General features: G+C 44.5%; 24 protein-coding genes. 13 read left to right on the top strand and 11 right to left on the bottom strand.

From position 1 onward, the window contains the following. Positions 1 to 41: 41 nt before the first annotated feature. The 7 genes from murA to mlaF are packed head-to-tail and all read right to left on the bottom strand — an operon-like array spanning position 42 to position 4,629. Positions 42 to 1,307: a UDP-N-acetylglucosamine 1-carboxyvinyltransferase gene (gene murA, locus KP803_RS07225; RefSeq protein WP_248008174.1), complete on the bottom strand. Its 1,266-nt coding sequence runs from the start codon at positions 1,305 to 1,307 to the stop codon at positions 42 to 44. Between the two features lie 9 nt (positions 1,308 to 1,316). After that, entirely contained in the window at positions 1,317 to 1,571 is a 255-nt protein-coding gene (gene ibaG, locus KP803_RS07230) for a BolA family protein (RefSeq protein ID WP_248008175.1), read from the bottom strand. A 3-nt stretch (positions 1,572 to 1,574) separates the two neighbouring features. Beyond that, on the bottom strand, positions 1,575 to 1,892 hold the full coding sequence (locus KP803_RS07235; protein WP_248008176.1) for an STAS domain-containing protein: 318 nt from the start codon (positions 1,890 to 1,892) through the stop codon (positions 1,575 to 1,577). Next, on the bottom strand, positions 1,892 to 2,515 hold the full coding sequence (locus KP803_RS07240) for an MlaC/ttg2D family ABC transporter substrate-binding protein (RefSeq protein WP_248008456.1): 624 nt from the start codon (positions 2,513 to 2,515) through the stop codon (positions 1,892 to 1,894). The genes KP803_RS07235 and KP803_RS07240 overlap by 1 nt, the downstream gene beginning before the upstream one ends. 31 nt (positions 2,516 to 2,546) lie before the next feature. Next, a complete protein-coding gene (mlaD, locus tag KP803_RS07245; protein ID WP_248008177.1) occupies positions 2,547 to 3,041 on the bottom strand; it encodes an outer membrane lipid asymmetry maintenance protein MlaD in 495 nt (164 codons plus the stop codon). Between the two features lie 2 nt (positions 3,042 to 3,043). Next, complete coding sequence (gene mlaE, locus KP803_RS07250) at positions 3,044 to 3,832, bottom strand: lipid asymmetry maintenance ABC transporter permease subunit MlaE (RefSeq protein WP_427916935.1); 789 nt, start codon at positions 3,830 to 3,832, stop codon at positions 3,044 to 3,046. Continuing rightward, complete coding sequence (gene mlaF, locus KP803_RS07255) at positions 3,832 to 4,629, bottom strand: phospholipid ABC transporter ATP-binding protein MlaF (RefSeq protein WP_248008179.1); 798 nt, start codon at positions 4,627 to 4,629, stop codon at positions 3,832 to 3,834. Before mlaF ends, mlaE begins: the two co-directional genes overlap by 1 nt. A gap of 243 nt (positions 4,630 to 4,872) precedes the next feature. Between mlaF and KP803_RS07260 the strand changes: the two genes are divergently transcribed. The 12 genes from KP803_RS07260 (at position 4,873) to mgtE (ending at position 14,113) form a co-directional block, all read left to right on the top strand. Continuing rightward, positions 4,873 to 5,838 carry a calcium/sodium antiporter gene (locus tag KP803_RS07260; RefSeq protein WP_248008180.1) on the top strand — a complete coding sequence of 322 codons (966 nt, stop codon included), beginning with the start codon at positions 4,873 to 4,875 and terminating at the stop codon, positions 5,836 to 5,838. Positions 5,839 to 5,858: 20 nt separating this feature from the next. Further along, on the top strand, positions 5,859 to 6,830 hold the full coding sequence (locus KP803_RS07265) for a KpsF/GutQ family sugar-phosphate isomerase (protein ID WP_248008181.1): 972 nt from the start codon (positions 5,859 to 5,861) through the stop codon (positions 6,828 to 6,830). Next, positions 6,830 to 7,402, top strand: coding sequence for a 3-deoxy-manno-octulosonate-8-phosphatase KdsC (gene kdsC, locus KP803_RS07270; RefSeq protein WP_427916927.1), 573 nt, complete (start codon positions 6,830 to 6,832; stop codon positions 7,400 to 7,402). The genes KP803_RS07265 and kdsC overlap by 1 nt, the downstream gene beginning before the upstream one ends. Beyond that, positions 7,399 to 7,962 (top strand): LPS export ABC transporter periplasmic protein LptC, encoded by a 564-nt coding sequence (lptC, locus tag KP803_RS07275; protein ID WP_248008182.1) that lies wholly within the window; start codon positions 7,399 to 7,401, stop codon positions 7,960 to 7,962. Before kdsC ends, lptC begins: the two co-directional genes overlap by 4 nt. Beyond that, positions 7,943 to 8,437, top strand: coding sequence for a lipopolysaccharide transport periplasmic protein LptA (gene lptA, locus KP803_RS07280; protein ID WP_248008183.1), 495 nt, complete (start codon positions 7,943 to 7,945; stop codon positions 8,435 to 8,437). Before lptC ends, lptA begins: the two co-directional genes overlap by 20 nt. Positions 8,438 to 8,439: 2 nt before the next feature. Continuing rightward, positions 8,440 to 9,165 carry an LPS export ABC transporter ATP-binding protein gene (gene lptB / locus KP803_RS07285; RefSeq protein ID WP_248008184.1) on the top strand — a complete coding sequence of 242 codons (726 nt, stop codon included), beginning with the start codon at positions 8,440 to 8,442 and terminating at the stop codon, positions 9,163 to 9,165. Between the two features lie 51 nt (positions 9,166 to 9,216). After that, complete coding sequence (locus KP803_RS07290; RefSeq protein WP_248008185.1) at positions 9,217 to 10,680, top strand: RNA polymerase factor sigma-54; 1,464 nt, start codon at positions 9,217 to 9,219, stop codon at positions 10,678 to 10,680. Between the two features lie 25 nt (positions 10,681 to 10,705). Then, positions 10,706 to 10,993: a ribosome hibernation promoting factor gene (gene hpf / locus KP803_RS07295; RefSeq protein WP_248008186.1), complete on the top strand. Its 288-nt coding sequence runs from the start codon at positions 10,706 to 10,708 to the stop codon at positions 10,991 to 10,993. Between the two features lies 1 nt (position 10,994). Next, entirely contained in the window at positions 10,995 to 11,441 is a 447-nt protein-coding gene (ptsN, locus tag KP803_RS07300) for a PTS IIA-like nitrogen regulatory protein PtsN (RefSeq protein WP_248008187.1), read from the top strand. 8 nt (positions 11,442 to 11,449) lie between these two features. Next, the gene (rapZ, locus tag KP803_RS07305; RefSeq protein WP_248008188.1) at positions 11,450 to 12,310 is read left to right on the top strand and encodes an RNase adapter RapZ; all 861 of its coding nucleotides are present in this window, start codon (positions 11,450 to 11,452) and stop codon (positions 12,308 to 12,310) included. A gap of 39 nt (positions 12,311 to 12,349) precedes the next feature. Next, on the top strand, positions 12,350 to 12,628 hold the full coding sequence (locus KP803_RS07310) for an HPr family phosphocarrier protein (RefSeq protein ID WP_248008189.1): 279 nt from the start codon (positions 12,350 to 12,352) through the stop codon (positions 12,626 to 12,628). Positions 12,629 to 12,757: 129 nt separating this feature from the next. Next, a complete protein-coding gene (gene mgtE, locus KP803_RS07315; RefSeq protein WP_248008190.1) occupies positions 12,758 to 14,113 on the top strand; it encodes a magnesium transporter in 1,356 nt (451 codons plus the stop codon). A gap of 128 nt (positions 14,114 to 14,241) precedes the next feature. Here mgtE and pmbA read toward each other — a convergent pair whose 3' ends face one another. Continuing rightward, a complete protein-coding gene (gene pmbA, locus KP803_RS07320; protein ID WP_248008191.1) occupies positions 14,242 to 15,585 on the bottom strand; it encodes a metalloprotease PmbA in 1,344 nt (447 codons plus the stop codon). 121 nt (positions 15,586 to 15,706) lie between these two features. On the opposite strand from pmbA, the gene yjgA reads away from it, so the two are divergent. Continuing rightward, positions 15,707 to 16,237 carry a ribosome biogenesis factor YjgA gene (yjgA, locus tag KP803_RS07325; RefSeq protein WP_248008192.1) on the top strand — a complete coding sequence of 177 codons (531 nt, stop codon included), beginning with the start codon at positions 15,707 to 15,709 and terminating at the stop codon, positions 16,235 to 16,237. An 84-nt stretch (positions 16,238 to 16,321) separates the two neighbouring features. Here yjgA and thiQ read toward each other — a convergent pair whose 3' ends face one another. The 3 genes from thiQ to thiB are packed head-to-tail and all read right to left on the bottom strand — an operon-like array spanning position 16,322 to position 19,636. After that, positions 16,322 to 17,026, bottom strand: a complete 705-nt coding sequence (thiQ, locus tag KP803_RS07330) for a thiamine ABC transporter ATP-binding protein (RefSeq protein ID WP_248008193.1) — start codon at positions 17,024 to 17,026, stop codon at positions 16,322 to 16,324. Continuing rightward, a complete protein-coding gene (gene thiP / locus KP803_RS07335; protein WP_248008194.1) occupies positions 17,020 to 18,615 on the bottom strand; it encodes a thiamine/thiamine pyrophosphate ABC transporter permease ThiP in 1,596 nt (531 codons plus the stop codon). The genes thiQ and thiP overlap by 7 nt, the downstream gene beginning before the upstream one ends. A 52-nt stretch (positions 18,616 to 18,667) precedes the next feature. Beyond that, entirely contained in the window at positions 18,668 to 19,636 is a 969-nt protein-coding gene (thiB, locus tag KP803_RS07340) for a thiamine ABC transporter substrate binding subunit (RefSeq protein ID WP_248008458.1), read from the bottom strand. Between the last annotated feature and the right edge of the window lie 84 nt (positions 19,637 to 19,720).

Raw genomic sequence — 19,720 nt, forward strand, 5'->3', positions numbered from 1 at the left:
AATTTGGGAATAAGGTTTCGGCTCTAATTCTTACGCTGATATTAACTCGATTCTTTGAATCGCTCAATATTTGCACCCAGTGCAGACAGCTTATCTTCAATTTTGTCGTAGCCACGATCGATGTGGTATATACGATCAACAATCGTTTCGCCTTGTGCAATACAGCCTGCAATCACTAAGCTTGCTGAGGCACGAAGGTCCGTTGCCATCACTTGAGCGCCACTAAGTTCATCAACATCGCCACAGATAACCGTGTTGCCTTCAATCTCAGCTTTCGCGCCCATACGCATCAGTTCAGGAACATGCATAAAACGGTTTTCAAAGATATTCTCAGTGATCACGCCACCACCTTTCGCCATTAAGTTTAATAGCGTAAATTGTGCTTGCATGTCCGTAGGGAAGCCAGGGTGAGGCGCAGTACGTATCGTTACCGCTTTAAGCTCACGTTCAGTCATATCTACACTGATCCAATCTTCACCCGTTTCAACATCAGCACCTGCTTCTTCAAGCTTGGCTAATACAGCTTCTAAAAGGTGAGCATTGGTATTCCGACACACCACTTTGCCACCTGATACTGCAGCGGCAACAAGGAATGTCCCTGTTTCGATACGATCAGCCACAACCGCGTGCTTACCACCATTCAGGCGATCAACACCTTCAATCGTAATCGTATCAGTACCTGCACCACTAATTTTAGCACCTAGCTTATTTAGGAAGTCCGCGGTATCAACAATCTCAGGCTCACGCGCTGAGTTATCTAGTACCGTTGTGCCTTCAGCAAGTGTCGCTGCACACATGATCGTAATCGTTGCGCCTACGCTCACTTTATCCATCACAATGTGAGCGCCTTTAAGACGACCATCGACAGAGGCTTTCACATAACCATCTTCAAGAACAATCGTTGCACCAAGTTGCTCTAACCCATGGATATGAAGATCAACAGGACGTGCACCAATCGCACAACCACCAGGAAGAGAAACTTGACCTTCACCAAAACGAGCGACCAACGGACCTAACGCCCAAATAGAAGCACGCATCGTTTTCACTAAATCGTACGGTGCACAAAATTCATTAATATCGCTTGGATCAACATGAACAGAGCCGTTACGTGACACTTTTGCGCCTAGACGTTTAAGCAGCTCCATCGTTGTATCAATATCACGAAGATGCGGAACATTACTCACTTCAACTGGCTCTTCAGCTAAGATTGATGCAAATAAGATAGGCAGTGCTGCATTTTTAGCACCAGAGATCGTCACCTCACCACTAAGTGGTTGGCTTGATCCAATTACTCGAAACTTTTCCATTAAATAACCTTACAACGACATCAGTTTTTTATCGCGAGCCCACTCTTCAGGCGTAAACGCTTTTATTGATACTGCATGGATGTCGTTTCTTTGAATGAATTCCATCAGAGGTGCATAAATAAGTTGTTGTTTTTTAACGCGGCTCATTCCATCAAAACAAGCATCAACAGCGACGACTTCGTAATGGCTTCCCTCGCCTTTTACGTGCACTTCTTGAAGGCTTAACGTCTCTTCTAAAATCTGTTGTACTTTTGCGCTATCCACAATTCACCTCTGCTTTGTGTGTATATGTTCTGTTAAGACGGATTCTATATGACTTAACTTAAATAAGGTGCTCAGCTGCTCTGGCACGAAGCTGAGCATTATATGACAGTTTTGTTTTTTTGCATGCTCTATTAAGTGAATTAACATCACCATTCCCGCAGAATCGATTCTTTCTACGTTTTTCAATGATATTTCGACCTCTTTTTCACTGGTCTTCCATGTTTGAGCGTAGCGCCATAAAGAGGGAACTGACTCTCTATCAATCGTACCGAGTAAGCTCACACTGTCAAAGTTAGATTGCTGCCATTGAGGGTGACTCATTATTGGGTTCTCTCAAAGCGTACTGGCTGGGCCGCTAAAGACTCTAGCTCTTTAGCTACCGTTAAAATACCCTCTTGACGAATTTTACCGCCCCACTCGGACTGCTTACTTGAAAGCAAACTGATGCCTTCAGCAATAATATCAAAGGCCGCCCACTCTCCGGTTTTCTTATCTTTACGCAGCTTAAACTCAAGCTGAATATTCGGTCTTGGTGTATCGACAATATCCACTTTAATGCTAGTAATGCGCTTTCCCTCTTCCAAATAGGGCTCTGGGCCTAATTCAATCGTCTGGTTAGTGTATTGAGTCAATACCTGCGCGTAAGAGGTGACAAGATACTTACGAAAGGCTTGCATAAAGACTCCAACATCATTTCGATCTGCCCCTCGAACGTTCTGTCCTAAAAGCTTCAGGGCAGCGTAACGATCATTAACGTATGGCATCAACTCCTCTTCAACAATGACCTTTAAATATTCAGGATCTTGTTGAACCAACTCTTGTTCCGACTTAAGACGATCAAATGCTTGGACTGAGACTTGTTTCATCATCTGATATGGCTGAGTTTTATCGATCTCTTCCGCTTGAACTGAAAAGAGTACGAACAAGCCTCCACAAAGGCCCATCGTCACTTTCATTAACCATGACTTTAACATCCTATTGCTCCTCTGCTGCACTATCGTCAGAACCGCCAAGACTATAAAGCACCTGACCAATTAGATTTTCAAGCACCAAAGCCGACTTGGTGTCTTCAACATAGTCTCCGTCCACCAACATCTCTTCATCATCAAAAACAAACCCAGGCACCAAGCTGATGTACTGTTCACCAATAAGACCAGACGTCAATATTTGTAAACTCGACGTCTCGGGAAACTGCTGATAGTTGCTGCTGACATCCATCGATACCATTGGCAGTAGATTATTAGGATTAAGACCAATACTGGTCACTCGCCCAATCACTACACCACCCACTTTCACTGGAGAGCGCACCTTTAAACTACCAATATTGTCAAACTCAGCATGCAGGGTATAAGTATCGTTTGAACCTAGCCCCTTCACGTCAGCGACTTGAAAAATCATTATCAAGATTGCGCAAATCCCAACCAGCACAAAGCAGCCAACGCTAAATTCCATTTTTTTATTTTGTTGCATGATTAATTCCCAAACATCAATGCGGTCAGTATAAAGTCTAGCCCTAAAACAGCTAGAGATGAGTGCACGACGGTGCGTGTTGTGGCTTGGCTAATACCCTCTGATGTTGGTACAGAGTCATAACCATTAAATAAAGCAATCCAAGTAATGGTGAAAGCAAACACCATACATTTAATCACGCTGTTTCCGATATCTTTACCAAGCTCAACAGAAGACTGCATCGCCGACCAAAAGCTTCCATGGTCAATGCCTTTCCAGTCCACACCAACGATTTGTCCACCCCAGATGCCGACTGCCATAAAAATCATCGCGAGCAATGGCATTGAGATAATTCCAGCCCAAAATCTAGGAGCAATAATGCGTTTAAGTGGATCTACTGCCATCATCTCAAGACTCGAAAGCTGCTCGGTGGCTTTCATCAAACCAATTTCAGCCGTTAAGGCAGAGCCAGCTCTACCCGCAAATAGCAATGCAGTCACCACTGGGCCAAGCTCTCTTAATAGCGAAAGTGCAACCATTTGACCTAAGCTCCCTTCTGCACCGTAATCCACCAGCACGACATAGCCTTGCAAGCTCAATACCATGCCGATAAACAAGCCAGAAACGAGAATAATAGCCAGAGATTGAACCCCAACGCTATGAAGCTGTTTTATGAGTAGAGGAAAGTTCTTAATCGGTTGCGGGCGAGCTGCAAGCGCCCCAAAGAGCATAAAGCTAGCACGGCCAAAGGCTTCACAAAGTGAGATAGCCCGCTGGCCGATAGAGGAGATTATTGAGGCCAATTTCGTCATCATCGAAATAACTCCTGTTTAATATCACGAGCTGGATAACGAAACGGCACAGGACCATCAGCGAACCCTTGTAAAAATTGCACCACTTTTGGATCCGTATTATTCTCCAAGTCTTGCGGCGATCCTTTGGCGATCACCTTGCCGTCAGCCAGCAAGTACACCCAATCAGCAATGCTCATCACTTCTGGAACATCATGAGAGACCACAACAGAAGTCACGCCAAGCGCTTGATTTAGATTACGAATAAGCTCAACAAGAACCCCCATTGTAATAGGATCTTGGCCAACAAAAGGTTCATCGTACATGATAAGTTCAGGATCAAGAGCAATAGCCCGAGCTAAAGCCGCACGCCTTGCCATTCCGCCTGAGAGTTCACTCGGCATCAGCTGTGCGGCACCACGTAGACCAACCGCTTCAAGTTTCAATAACACAAGAGTGCGAATAAGCGATTCGTCTAATTGCGTGTGTTCTCGTAGCGGGTATGCCACATTATCAAACACGGTTAAGTCAGTGAACAGAGCACCCGATTGAAATAGCATGCTCATCTTTGTACGAGCCTGATAGAGCTGATGGCGAGTTAACTGGGGAATGTTGTCGCCATCAAACCAAATCTCTCCTGCATCAGGCGCGAGCTGCCCTCCAATCAATCGCAGAAGAGTCGTCTTTCCAATTCCAGACGGCCCCATAATTGCGGTTATTTTTCCTGTCGGAACTGACAAGCTAATATCATCAAAAATCACCCTCCCGGAACGAGAGAAGGTTAAGTTATTGATAGTAATAAGATCACTTAGTGGCATAAGCACTCAATATCATCCATGTATGTGCACCTCTTAGACTATGAATCATAAGCATATTACTGGTGAAGTTAAAGTTATAGCGTAGCAAATCCAGTTTAAGTCGAGATAAATGGCTCACAATTGTCACAATAGAGACGGAATGGGAATTAACTACGAATTAATTTCATTATTAACCTTCCCTTTTAGCAACCAAACCGTCAAAATTAACGGTTAACTCATTATCGAAATAATTTAGGAATCATCATGCTGGAAGCAGTAGCATTGCTCATTGTCGGACTAGTATTCTTAGTATGGAGTGCGGACAAACTGGTTTTTGGTGCCGCGGCACTGGCTAGAAATGTTGGTATATCACCGCTTGTTATCGGTATGACAATTCTAGCGATGGGTTCTTCTGCACCAGAAATGATGGTTTCAGCAACGGCAGCGCTAGAAGGTAAAACGGATACTGCGGTAGGTAACGTTTTAGGCTCAAACATCGCCAATATCGCTTTGATTCTTGGTATTACCGCACTTATCAAACCGCTTTCAATTAGCTCAGCCGTGCTAAGACGTGAACTTCCTCTAATGATTGGCGTGACCTTAGTGGCTGGCGTCATCTTGTGGGATAACCATCTTGGCCGACCTGAAGGGATTTTGCTATTCGTTCTATTCGCCTTTTTCATCCTAACCATGCTTCGTATTAGTAGAAAAGAGAAGCAAAATGGTGACGTTCTTATTGATGAACAAGAGTCAGAAGTGCCAGAAGGCGTTAGCAACAAAAAAGCCGCTATGTGGGTGATTATTGGCCTAATCATTCTACCAATTGCCGCTAATGTTCTGGTTAACAATGCTGTTATTATCGCCAAGTTCTTTGGTATGAGCGATTTAGTCATCGGTTTAACCATTATCGCCGTGGGTACTAGCTTACCTGAACTTGCCGCTTCTCTGGCTGGTGTACTGAAAGGCGAAGATGACATGGCGGTGGGTAATATCATCGGTTCAAACGTCTTTAACATCCTCGCGGTAATGGGGATCCCTGGTATTTTAAGCCCTTCTATTATCAATGCCTATGCCATGGATCGCGACTTTTGGGTCATGCTTGGCGTCTCTCTACTATTGGTAATAATGGCTCTGGGTAAGTCTCGTAGCATTAACCGCATTGAAGGTGGCGTTCTGTTTTTGATCTTTATCGCCTACCAAGCATACCTCATCATCAATATGACTGCGTAAAGCAGAACTGGAGTAACGTAATGTCATCAGCATTTGATTATCATCGGGTTGCCAAGCAAGTTCTCACGACTGAGATTCAAGCATTAGAGCAACTTGAGCAGTATTTTAATCAAGACTTTACTGGCGCCTGTGAACGCATCTTGAATAACCAAGGCAAAGTTGTTGTCATGGGGATGGGCAAATCAGGTCATATTGGCAATAAGATAGCGGCGTCGTTGGCAAGTACAGGGACTCCATCGTTCTTCGTTCACCCAGGAGAGGCGGCTCATGGCGATCTTGGGATGATTGGCGCCGATGATATCGTGCTCGCTATTTCAAACTCCGGTGAATCTTCTGAAATTTTGTCGCTATTTCCCGTATTGAAGCGTCGTAATATCTGCATCATTAGCATGACTGGAAAGCCAAACTCCAACATGGCAACTCTGGCTAACTTCCATCTGCAAATAACGGTACCAAAAGAGGCTTGTCCACTCGAACTAGCGCCAACCTCTAGCACAACCGCTACATTGGTCATGGGCGATGCCCTAGCTGTCGCATTAATGGAAGCTCGTGGATTTACCGCTGAAGACTTTGCTTTATCACACCCCGGTGGCGCATTGGGCAGAAAGCTACTGCTAAAACTCTCAGATATTATGCACTCAGGCAGTACGCTACCAGTAGTCACACCTGAGACAGTGATTCGCGATGCTCTACTAGAAATTAGCCAAAAAGGGCTTGGTATGACGGCTGTTGTTGATGATAGTCAGTATCTGGTCGGCATATTTACCGATGGTGATTTAAGGCGTATTCTAGACAAACGTATTGATATCCATAACGCCCAAATTGGGGAAGTAATGACACAAAACCCAACTGTGGCTCACCCAGACATGCTGGCAGCGGAAGGTCTTAACCTAATGCAAGATAAGAGTATCAACGGTTTAATGCTATGCCATGAAGGTCGACTCGTTGGCGCACTTAATATGCATGACATGTTAAAAGCAGGAGTGGTTTAATGAGTGCTCAAGCCCTGAAGAATCAAATACAAACATTATATGCTCCAGTAGCTGCGAACATTCTCGACATTGCGAAAGAGATCAAGCTGCTTATTTGTGATGTTGATGGCGTCTTTTCTGATGGTCGCATTTACATGGGCAACAATGGCGAAGAGCTTAAAACCTTCCATACTCGCGATGGATACGGTGTGAAGTCTCTGATGAACGCCGGCATCGAGATCGCTATCATCACAGGTCGTAAATCTCAGATCGTTGAAAATCGAATGAAGGCACTGGGCATCTCCCTCATTTATCAAGGTCAAGATGATAAAGTAAAAGCCTACTTAGATATTTGTGACAAGCTCAATATCTCTCCAGAGCAAACAGGTTATATTGGTGATGATTTAATCGACTGGCCTGTCATGGAGAAGGTAGCGTTGAAAGTATGTGTCGCGGATGGACACCCACTACTTGTTCAACAAGCAAACTATGTCACCACTATTAAGGGAGGCCACGGGGCCGTTCGTGAAGTCTGTGATTTAATCCTACAAGCTCGTGATGAACTTGATTGCCATAAAGGCCTCAGTATATGAGTCTATCTCGCATTCTGTATGTATTACTCTTCTTTGTCTCTACATGGTCGATTTACTACCTCTATGACAAAGAGCAAGAGTTTGATATTCAAGTCGCTCCTGACCAAGAACTCCCAATGTTCACTGGTCGTGATATTGAGAATGTCTCTTACACCGAAGACGGCATTCGTAGCTACATCATTACCTCGGTGTATTTGGAAAACTTTGCTGAAAGTGGTGACACTTGGTTTGACCTTCCTGTACTTAAAATATACAAAGAAGGCACAACTCAGGAGTGGGAAATCACCGCAGACAGAGCTTTGCTCGATAGCGATCAAATTCTAACTCTGTATGACAACGTTATCGCACATAACCTACTCGACGAGTCGGGCTTTGATACGATGTCGACAGAAGAGCTCAGCATTAAATTATCCAATCGTGATTTTTGGGCCGACAACCAAGTAGTTCTAGTGGGCCCGCAATTTGAAACAGAAGGACAAGCAATGAAAGGCAACTTTGCCGATAATCACGCTGTTCTTTATAACTATGTTCAAGGTAGATATGAAACTCTCACACCTTAGCCTGATAGCTTGTTTGGCCGCTTCAGGTAGTGCTATGGCGCTCTCAACAGATAAAGACCAGCCTGTTTACATTGATTCAGACAGTCAGCACCTTGATATGCAAAGCAACAAGGTAACCTTCATTGGTGATGTTAAGCTTAAACAAGGCAGCATCAACATCAATGCTGATAAAGTGATCGTTCTTCGCAATCCAGAAGATGGCACCATCGAAGAAATTGAAGGGTATGGTGATTTAGCGACTTTCTCTCAACTGACCGATGACGGTAAGACACTTTATGGTGAGGCCGAAGAGCTTTACTACAAGATGGTGGACGACCGATTAACGATGATCAACCGTGCCATGCTTTCACAAGATGACAGCATCACACGTGGTACTAAGATTCGATATCAAATTACCGAGCAAAAGCTGATTGCTGACGGTAAACAAGGCGATCGTGTCTCAACGGTACTTCAACCTCAAACGATACAAGAGTAACTATGTCGATACTAAAAGCTGAAAATCTGGCGAAGAGCTACAAAAACCGCCGTGTGGTATCTGATGTTAGTCTTCAAGTAGAGTCAGGACAGATTGTTGGATTACTTGGCCCGAATGGGGCGGGAAAAACGACATCATTTTATATGATCGTTGGCTTGGTCGCTCGCGATGAAGGCAAGATAAGCATTGATGGAAAGGACATTAGTATCCTACCAATGCACAGCCGTTCTCGTATGGGGATTGGTTACCTGCCTCAAGAAGCCTCGATCTTCCGTAAGCTTTCTGTCCAAGATAACATCATGGCAGTCCTTCAAACTCGTGAAGAGATGACACCAGAAGAGCGCCAAGATAAGCTTGAAGATCTGCTCGAAGAGTTCCATATTCAGCACATCCGGGAAAGTGCAGGTATGGCACTTTCTGGTGGTGAAAGACGCCGAGTTGAAATTGCACGAGCATTGGCAGCAAATCCTCAGTTTATTCTTCTCGATGAACCCTTTGCAGGGGTCGATCCTATCTCTGTTATCGATATAAAAAAAATCATTGAGCATTTAAGAGATCGTGGCTTAGGGGTACTAATCACCGACCATAACGTTCGCGAAACCCTTGATGTATGTGAAAAAGCTTACATTGTGAGCCAAGGGCATCTTATTGCGGAGGGAACTCCGGCAGATGTTCTCAATAATGAACAAGTAAAACAAGTTTATCTCGGTGAACAATTCCGTCTATGATTAAATAGAGAGTGAAGCGGATTCTAAAAACAACAAGGTAAGCGATACTGAATGAAACCCTCATTACAGCTCAAGCTAGGTCAACAGTTAGCCATGACACCCCAGTTGCAGCAAGCGATTCGCTTGTTGCAATTGTCGACTCTCGATCTTCAGCAAGAAATTCAAGAAGCTCTCGATTCCAATCCTTTACTTGATGTTGAAGAGTCAGGTAACGAAGAACCGACTGCCAATGAAGAAAAAAACACACGCGAAGAGAAAGAACCGACCGTTGAAATTGCAGAGCCAGAAGTCAAAGACAGTTCTGAGCTAATCGAGAAGTCAGAGATCAGTAACGACCTTGAGATAGACACCACTTGGGAGGATGTCTATTCTGCCAATACTGGTAGTACAGGGATTGCGTTTGATGATGATGCTCCGGTATACCAAGGTGAGACCACTCAGTCGCTACAGGATTACCTATTGTGGCAACTCGACTTAACCCCATTTAGTGATAATGATAGAACCATCGCGCTGGCCATTATTGACGCGATTGACGACTATGGTTACCTCACTACATCCACTACCGATATTTTAGAAAGCTTTGATAACGAAGAGATTGAACTCGATGAGATTGAAGCCGTTCGTAAACGTATTCAACAGTTCGATCCACTTGGGGTTGGCTCTGCCAATCTGCAAGATTGCCTGCTTCTTCAATTAGCGACCTTTCCAGAAGAGACCCCTTGGCTTAAGGAAGCTAAGCTAGTCCTCAATGATCACATCGATCAACTGGGCAATCGTGACTATAAACTCATCATCAAAGAAACCAAATTAAAAGAAGCCGATCTACGTGACGTACTCACTTTGATCCAACAATTGGATCCAAGACCAGGTAGCCGCATTACCCCTGATCATGCTGAGTATGTAATCCCGGATGTTTCCGTGTATAAAGATCACGGAAAATGGGTAGTGACTATTAACCCCGATAGCGTACCAAGGCTTAAAGTTAATCAACAATATGCAAGCCTTGGGAAGGGTAATAGCCCTGATAGCCAATACATCAAAAGCAACCTTCAAGAAGCTAAGTGGTTAATCAAAAGCTTAGAAAGCCGCAATGAGACACTGCTCAAAGTTGCTAAATGCATAGTTGAACATCAACGTGAATTCTTCGAATATGGAGAAGAAGCGATGAAACCAATGGTACTTAATGATGTAGCATTGGCCGTTGAAATGCATGAATCGACCATTTCACGCGTTACCACACAGAAATTTATGCATACCCCTAGAGGTATCTTCGAGTTGAAATATTTCTTCTCCAGTCATGTGAGTACCGACAATGGAGGAGAGTGTTCATCTACTGCAATTCGCGCTCTCATCAAAAAGTTAGTCGCCGCTGAGAACACAGCTAAGCCTCTGAGTGATAGCAAGATTGCAGCCTTACTGGCTGAGCAAGGGATTCAAGTTGCTAGACGAACAATAGCGAAGTACAGAGAGTCCTTGGGCATCGCCCCTTCAAGTCAGCGTAAACGCCTGCTATAAGGCCTAAACTGAATAAGGAAAGTCTATGCAAATCAATATTAATGCCCATCACGTTGATCTTACCGATTCAATGCAAGACTATGTAAATACCAAATTCCAGAAGCTAGAGCGGTTTTTTGACCACATAAATAACGTTCATGTAGTATTGAAGGTTGAAAAAGTTCGCCAGATCGCAGAAGCTACCCTCCACGTAAATCAGGGAGATATCCACGCAACCGCCGACGATGAAAGTATGTATGCGGCAATCGATTCACTCGTGGATAAACTCGTTAGACAACTTAATAAGCACAAAGAAAAGCTAAGTAGCCATTAACATGCAATTAAGCGAAGTATTAACATTGGACTGCACAAAAAGTGCAGTTCAATGCACCAGCAAAAAAAGAGCCTTAGAGATGATCAGCGAGATTGTTGCTGACCAAACTGGGCAAGATTCCACTGAGCTATTTGAATGCATGCTCAGCCGTGAAAAAGTAGGCAGCACCGGCATCGGCAATGGTATTGCGATTCCGCATGCCAGAATGAACTCTAGCGATCACGCTATCGCGGTACTGCTTCAGTGTGAAGAGCCTATCGAATTTGGAGCCATCGACAATAGACCTGTTGATCTCCTATTTGCCCTGCTAGTACCTGAAGAGCAGTGTAAAGAACACCTCAAAACGTTGTCATCGATGGCAGCGCGCCTCAATGATAAACAAGTCTTAAAACAACTGCGTAACGCTCAAAATGATGAAGAGCTTTACGACATTATGGTTAATCACTGAGTTCTATTATGCGTTTAATTGTTGTGAGCGGTCACTCAGGAGCGGGCAAAAGTGTCGCGCTACGAGTACTTGAAGATCTCGGCTATTACTGTGTTGATAATCTACCCGTCAACCTGCTTGATGCGTTTATGGACTCCGTCAACGACAGTAAACAGAATGTCGCCGTTAGTATCGACATCCGAAATCTGCCTAAAGAACCCAATTTAGTTGATGACCTCATTACTAAATTGAAGCAAAACAACAATACCAGCGTACTGTTTCTCGATGCCAATCAAGAAACGCTACTAAAACGCTACAGTGAAACAAGACGTATTCACCCTCTCTCTCTTAGCGACTCTAAACCCTCTCTTGCTCAAGCAATTGAATTAGAGAAAGCCGTTCTATCTCCACTCAAAGAGCATGCAAATCTGCTTATTGACAGCAGCAATCAGTCTCTGCATGAATTGAGTGAAACGGTGAGAGTAAAAGTAGAAGGGTGTGAGAGCAAAGAACTCATTATGGTGTTTCAATCGTTTGGGTTTAAATATGGCCTGCCGAATGATGCCGACTATATTTTTGACGTTCGCTTTCTGCCAAACCCCCATTGGGAACCAACGCTTCGCCCTATGACGGGTGTTGATAAACCGATCATCGAATTCTTAGAAAGCCACCAAGAAGTTATTGAGTTGAAAGAGCAGATTCAAACATTTATCTCAAACTGGCTACCTAACCTTGAGAATAACAACCGGAGTTATTTAACCGTAGCTATCGGCTGTACGGGTGGCAAACATCGCTCTGTTTACCTCACGCAACAAATTGGTGAATACTTTTCATCACTTGGTAAACAAGTTCAGATTCGCCATGCATCACTAGAAGAGCACCACTCTTAACGCTTACTCTATTTCTCAGTCATTTTATAAGGCCCGAATATGCAGCAACAAAGTCGCACTGTTTTAATTCAAAACCGTCTTGGTCTGCACGCTCGCGCTGCTGTTAAACTCGTTGAACTCGCACAATCATTTGATGCTGTCCTAACCATCATTAATCATGAAGGAACCGAAGCAACAGCGGATAGCGTCATGGGTTTGCTGATGTTGGAATCCGCCCAAGGGCAGCATGTCACAATCAATGCCGAGGGAAATAACGCAATTAATGCGCTCGAAGCTGTTTGTCATCTCATAGAAGACCGTTTTGAAGAAGAAGAGTAACTTTCATTTCAGTTATCCATCAATTACCACTTTCATTTTTATCCAACATCGTCAGCATTAGTAGTTGCTTAGGTATAGAATTAAGTTACTATTCAAAGCATTGTAAGTATTAGGAACTAGGGGGAACCAATGGCAGAGCAAATAGAATTTGATCAGGCTCACCAAGCCCTCCAAGAAGTGACCGACGCCCTCGAAAATGGTCGCTTTGTCCATGTCAGACGCCAACTGCAAGACATGGAACCTGAAGATATTGCTCACCTACTTGAAGCCTCTCCACGTAAAAGTCGTGAAGTCCTTTGGCAACTCACCGATCCTGAAGATTATGGTGAGATCCTCGATGAGCTGAGCGAAGACGTAAAAGATGCCCTCGTATCCAAGATGGCACCTGAGACGTTGGCTGAAGCCACAGAAGGTATGGATACCGATGATGTCGCTTATGTCCTTCGTAGTTTGCCAGACGATGTCTCACGCGAAGTATTGTCTCAAATGGACACCGCCGATCGTCAACGTGTAGAGACCGCTCTCTCCTACTCGGAAGATACTGCTGGCGGTATCATGAATACCGACGTTATCACTATTCGTGCTGACGTTGATGTTGATGTGGTTTTGCGATATCTACGTATGAAGGGAGAGCTGCCTGAAGCAACGGACTCACTCTATGTTATCGATCAAGAGAGCCGACTCATTGGTCAATTGCCGCTGATTGCTCTTTTAACCACGCAGCCCGATATTCCCATCATAGACGTGATGAATGACGTTGATGAGGCAATTTCAGTCGAAGCGAGTGACTCTGATGTCGCGAGCTTATTTGAACGTCGTAACTGGGTTTCTGCACCCGTTGTCGATGAAAACCAACATCTTGTCGGCCGTATTACAATCGATGATGTGGTTGATGTTATTCGTGAAGATGCCGAGCACTCAATGATGAGCTTAGCCGGTCTTGATGATGACGAAGATACCTTTGCCCCTGTTGTGAAATCCGCGCGTAAGCGGAGTATTTGGCTGGGTGTCAATGTTCTTGCAGCGCTAACCGCCGCTTCTGTTTCAAACATGTTTGAAGCCACGCTTGAGCAAATGGCAGCGATTGCCGTCTTGATGACTATCGTTCCGTCCATGGGTGGGGTTGCGGGTAACCAAACCGTGGCCCTAGTGATTCGTGGCCTAGCACTTGGTCATATCGGTGACTCAAACAAACGCGAATTACTACTCAAAGAAGCCGCGATTGGCTTTTTAAACGGGATTCTGTGGGCGCTGATCATTGGTGCCATTGTTGTCGCTTGGAAAGGTGACTGGGTGCTTGGTGGAATAATATCGGCCGCGATGATGGTCAACTTACTTGTCGCTGGTGTTGCGGGGGTAAGTATTCCAATCATGCTTAAGAAGATGGATATCGACCCAGCACTCGCAGGCGGTATGATGCTCACCACCATTACTGATGTGATTGGTCTGTTTGTCTTCCTTGGTCTTGCGACCTTAGTGATTTAAAGCTGAAATTTAAAAGCAGTGATTTAAAGACATTCGCTTTTCCATCGGAAATGAAAAAGGCTTAACAGCAATCACTGTTAAGCCTTTTCTCTATTTAGTATCTCGCTATATCAGCTTCACTAAACTAGCTATTCACCCGCAATTTTCATTGAGTCTAATAAAATAGAACCCGTTTGAATTTGAGAACGTGTTTCCACATCGCTACCCACAGCGACAATGCGTGAAAGCATCTCTTTCAGATCGCCCGCAATGGTAATTTCAGAAACTGGGTATTGAATTTCACCGTTTTCGACCCAGAAGCCCGCAGCGCCACGAGAATAATCACCGGTGACGATATTCACGCCCTGCCCCATAACTTCAGTCACCAACAAACCAGTACCAAGTTCTTTCAGCATCTGCTCAAAATTTTGTCCTGTTGATTGCACGTACCAGTTATGGATACCACCAGCATGACCGGTTACCTGCATATTCATCTTACGCGCGGCATAACTAGTAATAAGATAAGTCGCAAGAACGCCATCCGTAATGATCTCTCGATCTTGGGTATACACCCCTTCGCTATCGAATGGGCTAGAGGCTAAGCCACGTAGCACATGTGGACGCTCAGAGATATTGAACCACTCAGGAAGAATCTTCTCGCCTAGCTTATCCAGTAAAAATGAAGACTTACGGTATAAGTTACCGCCACTAATAGCCATCACTAAGTGACCTATCAACCCTGTTGCCACATCCGCTGCAAACATCACAGGATAGCTGCCTGTAGTAAGTTTTCTTGCATCTAAACGACTAATGGTTTTTTCTGCCGCTTGCTGACCCACGGTTTCAGGCGTCCAAAGCTCATCACGATGACGAGCAAGTGTATAACTGTAGTCACGCTCCATCTCGCCATTTTTACCCTGACCAATCACGCAGCAGCTTGTGCTATGACGGCTTGAAGCATAGCTCGCTAATAAGCCATGGCTGTTACCATACACTTTCACACCATAGTGGCTGTCGTAGCTTGCGCCGTCGCTCTGCTTAATCTTGTCACTGATCGACAATGCTTTCTGCTCTGCTGCAATGGCGATTTTCGCGGCATAGTCTGGATCGGGCGTGTCTGGGTGGAAAAGGTCTAGGTCAGGAATCTCCTTAACCATAAACTCTGCAGGTGCAGGACCTGCATGTGGGTCTGCAGACGTGTATTGAGCGATATCTAATGCTGCAGCGACGGTTTGTGCAATCGCTTTATCACTCAGATCAGATGTCGATGCACTGCCTTTTTGCTGATTACGATAGACAGTAATGCCGAGTGCACCATCACTATTAAACTCGACATTCTCAACTTCACACATGCGAGTGGAAACACTAAGTCCTGTCGATTTTGTAATCGCGACTTCTGCGGCATCAGCACTCACTGAAGCCATTTCGAGAGCTTTAGCAACTGCAGCTTCTAAATCAACGCGCTGTTGAGCGACTTGTTGTTTTACATCCATATCTAATCTAAGTCATTTTTGAATTATATTGGCTAAGGATAACAAGAATTTCCCAATCTCCCCACGATTGTTGTTAAAATAGGCCTAATATTAGTTTAAGACAGTGATATAGGCAGAAAAGATGGCTCGTAAAAATCAAAAAGCGCCTTGGGAACCAGAAGAAGAGATCATTTGGGTCAGTAAGACCGAAATGAAGCACGATATGGATATTCTGCAAAAGTTGGGCGAAGAGCTGGTTGCTCTGACACCTGCTATGTTGAAAAAGATCCCAATGAGTGAAGATCTTGCTGATGCAATTAAAGATGCACAGCGCTTCAAAAATGAGGCAAAGCGTCGCCAACTGCAATACATTGGTAAGATGATGCGCACCATCGATACGGAGCCACTACAGGCTGGGTTAGATAAGATCCGCAACAAGCACTCACAAGCAACAGTTGAGTTTCACAAACTTGAAAAACTGCGTGACCGAGTCGTTGAAGAAGGCGATAGCGCGATTGCTGATGTAATGGATTTATACCCAAATACAGATCGCCAACGTCTGCGTCAGCTTGCTCGTCAGGCAGCCAAAGAGAAAAAAGCAGGCAAGCCTGCAAAAGCTTTCCGTGAGGTATTCCAAGTACTAAGAGAGCTGCATGAATCTAGCGATAGCTAAGCTGTCATAGGTGAAGAGTATTTCTAAAAGTAGACCAAAGGGTTGATGAACTTTCATCAACCCTTTTGCTATCTGTGAAGAATATTATTGAGCCGCTAACACAAATTCAGCTAATTGCTTGTTGCTATGCTGTTCCGTTAATTCCTCAATACGCCCAGCAGACTCAACTTGATAATTAGCTATGAAGGCATAATGGCTCGCAATGGCTTTGGCGTCATTGATATGATGTGTCACCATTAATACCGTAATATTACGTTCCTTAACCAAGCGTTTAACTAACGCCAACATCTCCTCTCTTAATACTGGGTCTAATGCCGAAAAAGGCTCATCCAGTAACCAGATAGAGTGAGGCTGAACAAAACATCGAGCTAGGGCAACACGTTGTCTTTGTCCGCCCGATAAATGCTCAGGTAGACGATCAAGTAGCTGATCCACTCCCACTTGTCGGGCAGAGTCAATGATCAGCTGCTGTTGCTGCTTAGTCAGCTTCAAACCTGGGTGTAAGCCTAAGCCAATATTCTCTCTAACCGTCAAATGAGCAAAAAGATTATGCTCTTGAAATAACATCGAAAATGGGCGCAGATAAGGGGCCTTCCCTACAACGGAACGACCCTGTGCTTCAATATCACCAGAAACAGGTTCAATAAAACCCGCGACTAAACTCAATAACGTCGATTTACCTGCACCACTTGGGCCCATTAGCGCCGTTATCGTGCCTTTCTCTATCTTTAAATCAAAGCAAAAACACTCTTGGTGATAATGGTAATTGACACTTTTTAAATTCAGCATTTATCCACGCTCGCATTCGATTTAAACAGGGTTTCCATAATGGCAAAACAGCTCACACTAAGTAGCAGTAGAGTTACAGAGACAACCGCGGCCGCTTCCATTTGATAACTACCTAGCAGTTGAAACAGATACAAAGGAAGCGTTCTAAACTCTTGACTACCAAACAAGGCAATCGCACTTAAATCACCAATAGAGAACATAAAGCTGATGGCAAAAGCGTGCGCCATCGGCTTGCGTAAAGCTCTAAGCTCAACCACTTTAAAGCGTTGCCAACCTTTCATGCCTAAACTGGCACACACATACTGATATTGCTGAGCAATATGCAGCATCGGCTGAGCCAGTGTTTTAATCACGTAAGGCAGAGCCATGAGTGCATTAACCAGCACGACAACAACACCTGCAACACTGAATACATCGGTGAAGTTACGTAGCAGTAGAAACAGCCCTGTACTCACCACTAGCCCCGGAGTTACTAATATAATCGTGCCCATCAACTCTATCTGATCCGCATGACGATGCTGACTTCTAAGGCGTAGAACTCGACTCGTGGTAAGGATGCTGACACCGACCACAACAGCAATAATACTGGCAAGGCTCGCAACTTTAAGCGAAGACCACAGCGCTAACCAAAAACGGTTATCCATTAATACAACCGGTAACTGACTATTGATTCCACTGATGATAACCATCACTAAAGGCGGTAATACGAGTAATAGAGCTACCATGATCCAAAAGCTATCCCACCCTTTAGAGAGCCAATTATCATTACTTATATAGAGCTGTTTATTAATGGACCCAGAGCTAACCGATAACGGTTTTGATAGACGTTGAATACTAAAGGCAATTACCGCGCAAAGTAACATCTGCCATATCGCAAGCAGTGCGCCTGCTTGAAGATCAAAATCAAATTTAATCGCTTGATAGATGGCAAGCTCAATGGTCGTTGATTTGGGGCCTCCACCCAACGCCATCACGGTAGCAAAACTCGTAAAGCAGAGCATGAAAACAAGCCCAAACACATGGGGAAGTTGCTGTTTGAGGCGAGGCCACTCCACCCATTTGAACTTATTCCAATGACTCATACCTAAATGGGCACATAACTTGTGTTGCTCACTTGGAACCGTATCTAATGCCTGAAGTAATAAGCGACTCGCGTAAGGAAGATTAAAGAAAACATGCGCAAGTAAGATTCCATTCAAACCATAGATAGAAAATGGCATCGTCCTATCAATGCTTTGTAACCACTGAGCGATTAAGCCGCTATTACCATAAATAGCCAACAAACCAAATACACCGACTAACACAGGTAAAACTAATGTGGTGGCAAAGAGCTTTAGTAGAATTTCCTTGCCACGAAATTGACGTCGCGATAGCGCGTGAGCAACAGGGATAGCAAAGCCCACGCTAAGCAATGAAGAGAGCAAAGCTTGATAAAAACTAAATTTCGTCACATGACGATAATAAGGGTCGTGCCAAATCTGGCCCAACTCCAATGATGGCGCTTCGAATAATAGCGCTGCTAATGCCGAAATGACAAAGGCCGCGATAGCTATCGCGACCCAAATGCCAATCTTAGGAATGGTGTTCAATACCGCGCCTCAAGCAATTTAATATGATGTCCCTTACTTTCAGCCCTATGGCTTACATCGTTAGTGCACTTTGCCATTCACGAATCCAACCCTTACGCTCTTCTGCTACTTTATCAGAACTAAAGCTTAGCGCTTTTTGTGGCAAGGTCAGCGTTTCATAGCCTAGAGGGAGTTCAATATCCGTTACTGGATACATCCAGTTGCCCGTAGGCATTGCTGATTGGAATTCATCACTTAAAATAAACGCCATAAACTCATCGGCCAATTTTTGATTGGTTGAGCTTTTTACTTTAGCGGCGACTTCTACTTGTGTGTAGTGGCCTTCCGCAAAATCGGCCGCAGCAAATTTCGAATCATTTTCAGCAATCAAGTGATAAGCAGGCGATGTGGTGTATGACAGAACAAGGTCGGATTCCCCTTTTAAAAACATAGAGTACGCTTCTGACCAACCTTTAGTCACCGTCACTGTTTTCTTCGCAAGCTGTTGCCATGCTTCGCTACTCTCATCGCCATATACTGACTTCACCCAAAGTAGCAGCCCTTGGCCTGGTGTAGATGTGCGTGGATCTTGATAGATCACTTTCAGGTCATCACGCTCTTCGACTAGCTCTTTTAAGCTTTTTGGTGGGTTTGCTAATGTCTCTTTGTTGTATACAAAAGCGAAGTAACCGAAGTCATAAGGCACAAACGTCTCGTCACTCCATCCGTTCGGAAGAGTCACATTTGATGTATCAACACTGTGAGTAGTCAGTAAGCCCGTTTTCTTCGCTTCGGCCATTAAATTGTTATCAAGGCCCAATACGATATCAGCTTTGGTTCTATTACCCTCTAATCGGAGGCGATTCAAAATAGTCACGCCATCATCAAGGGCGACAAAATTTAAATCACAGCCACACTGAGCTTCAAACGCTTTTTCAACCGCAGGACCAGGCCCCCAATCAGAAGCAAATGAATCGTAGGTATAAACCGTCAGTGTTTCTGAGGCTTGAAGCTGCATTGATACGACTGACAAAGATGCCATCGTGGCTAGAGTAATTGCGTTTAGAGGGGTTTTCACTGCTCGCTCTCCTTAGTTGAGCAGCGCAGAAACAGGGGGTGAAGGCGT

This window comes from Vibrio amylolyticus (genome assembly GCF_023145695.1).
Taxonomy (GTDB): domain Bacteria; phylum Pseudomonadota; class Gammaproteobacteria; order Enterobacterales; family Vibrionaceae; genus Vibrio; species Vibrio amylolyticus.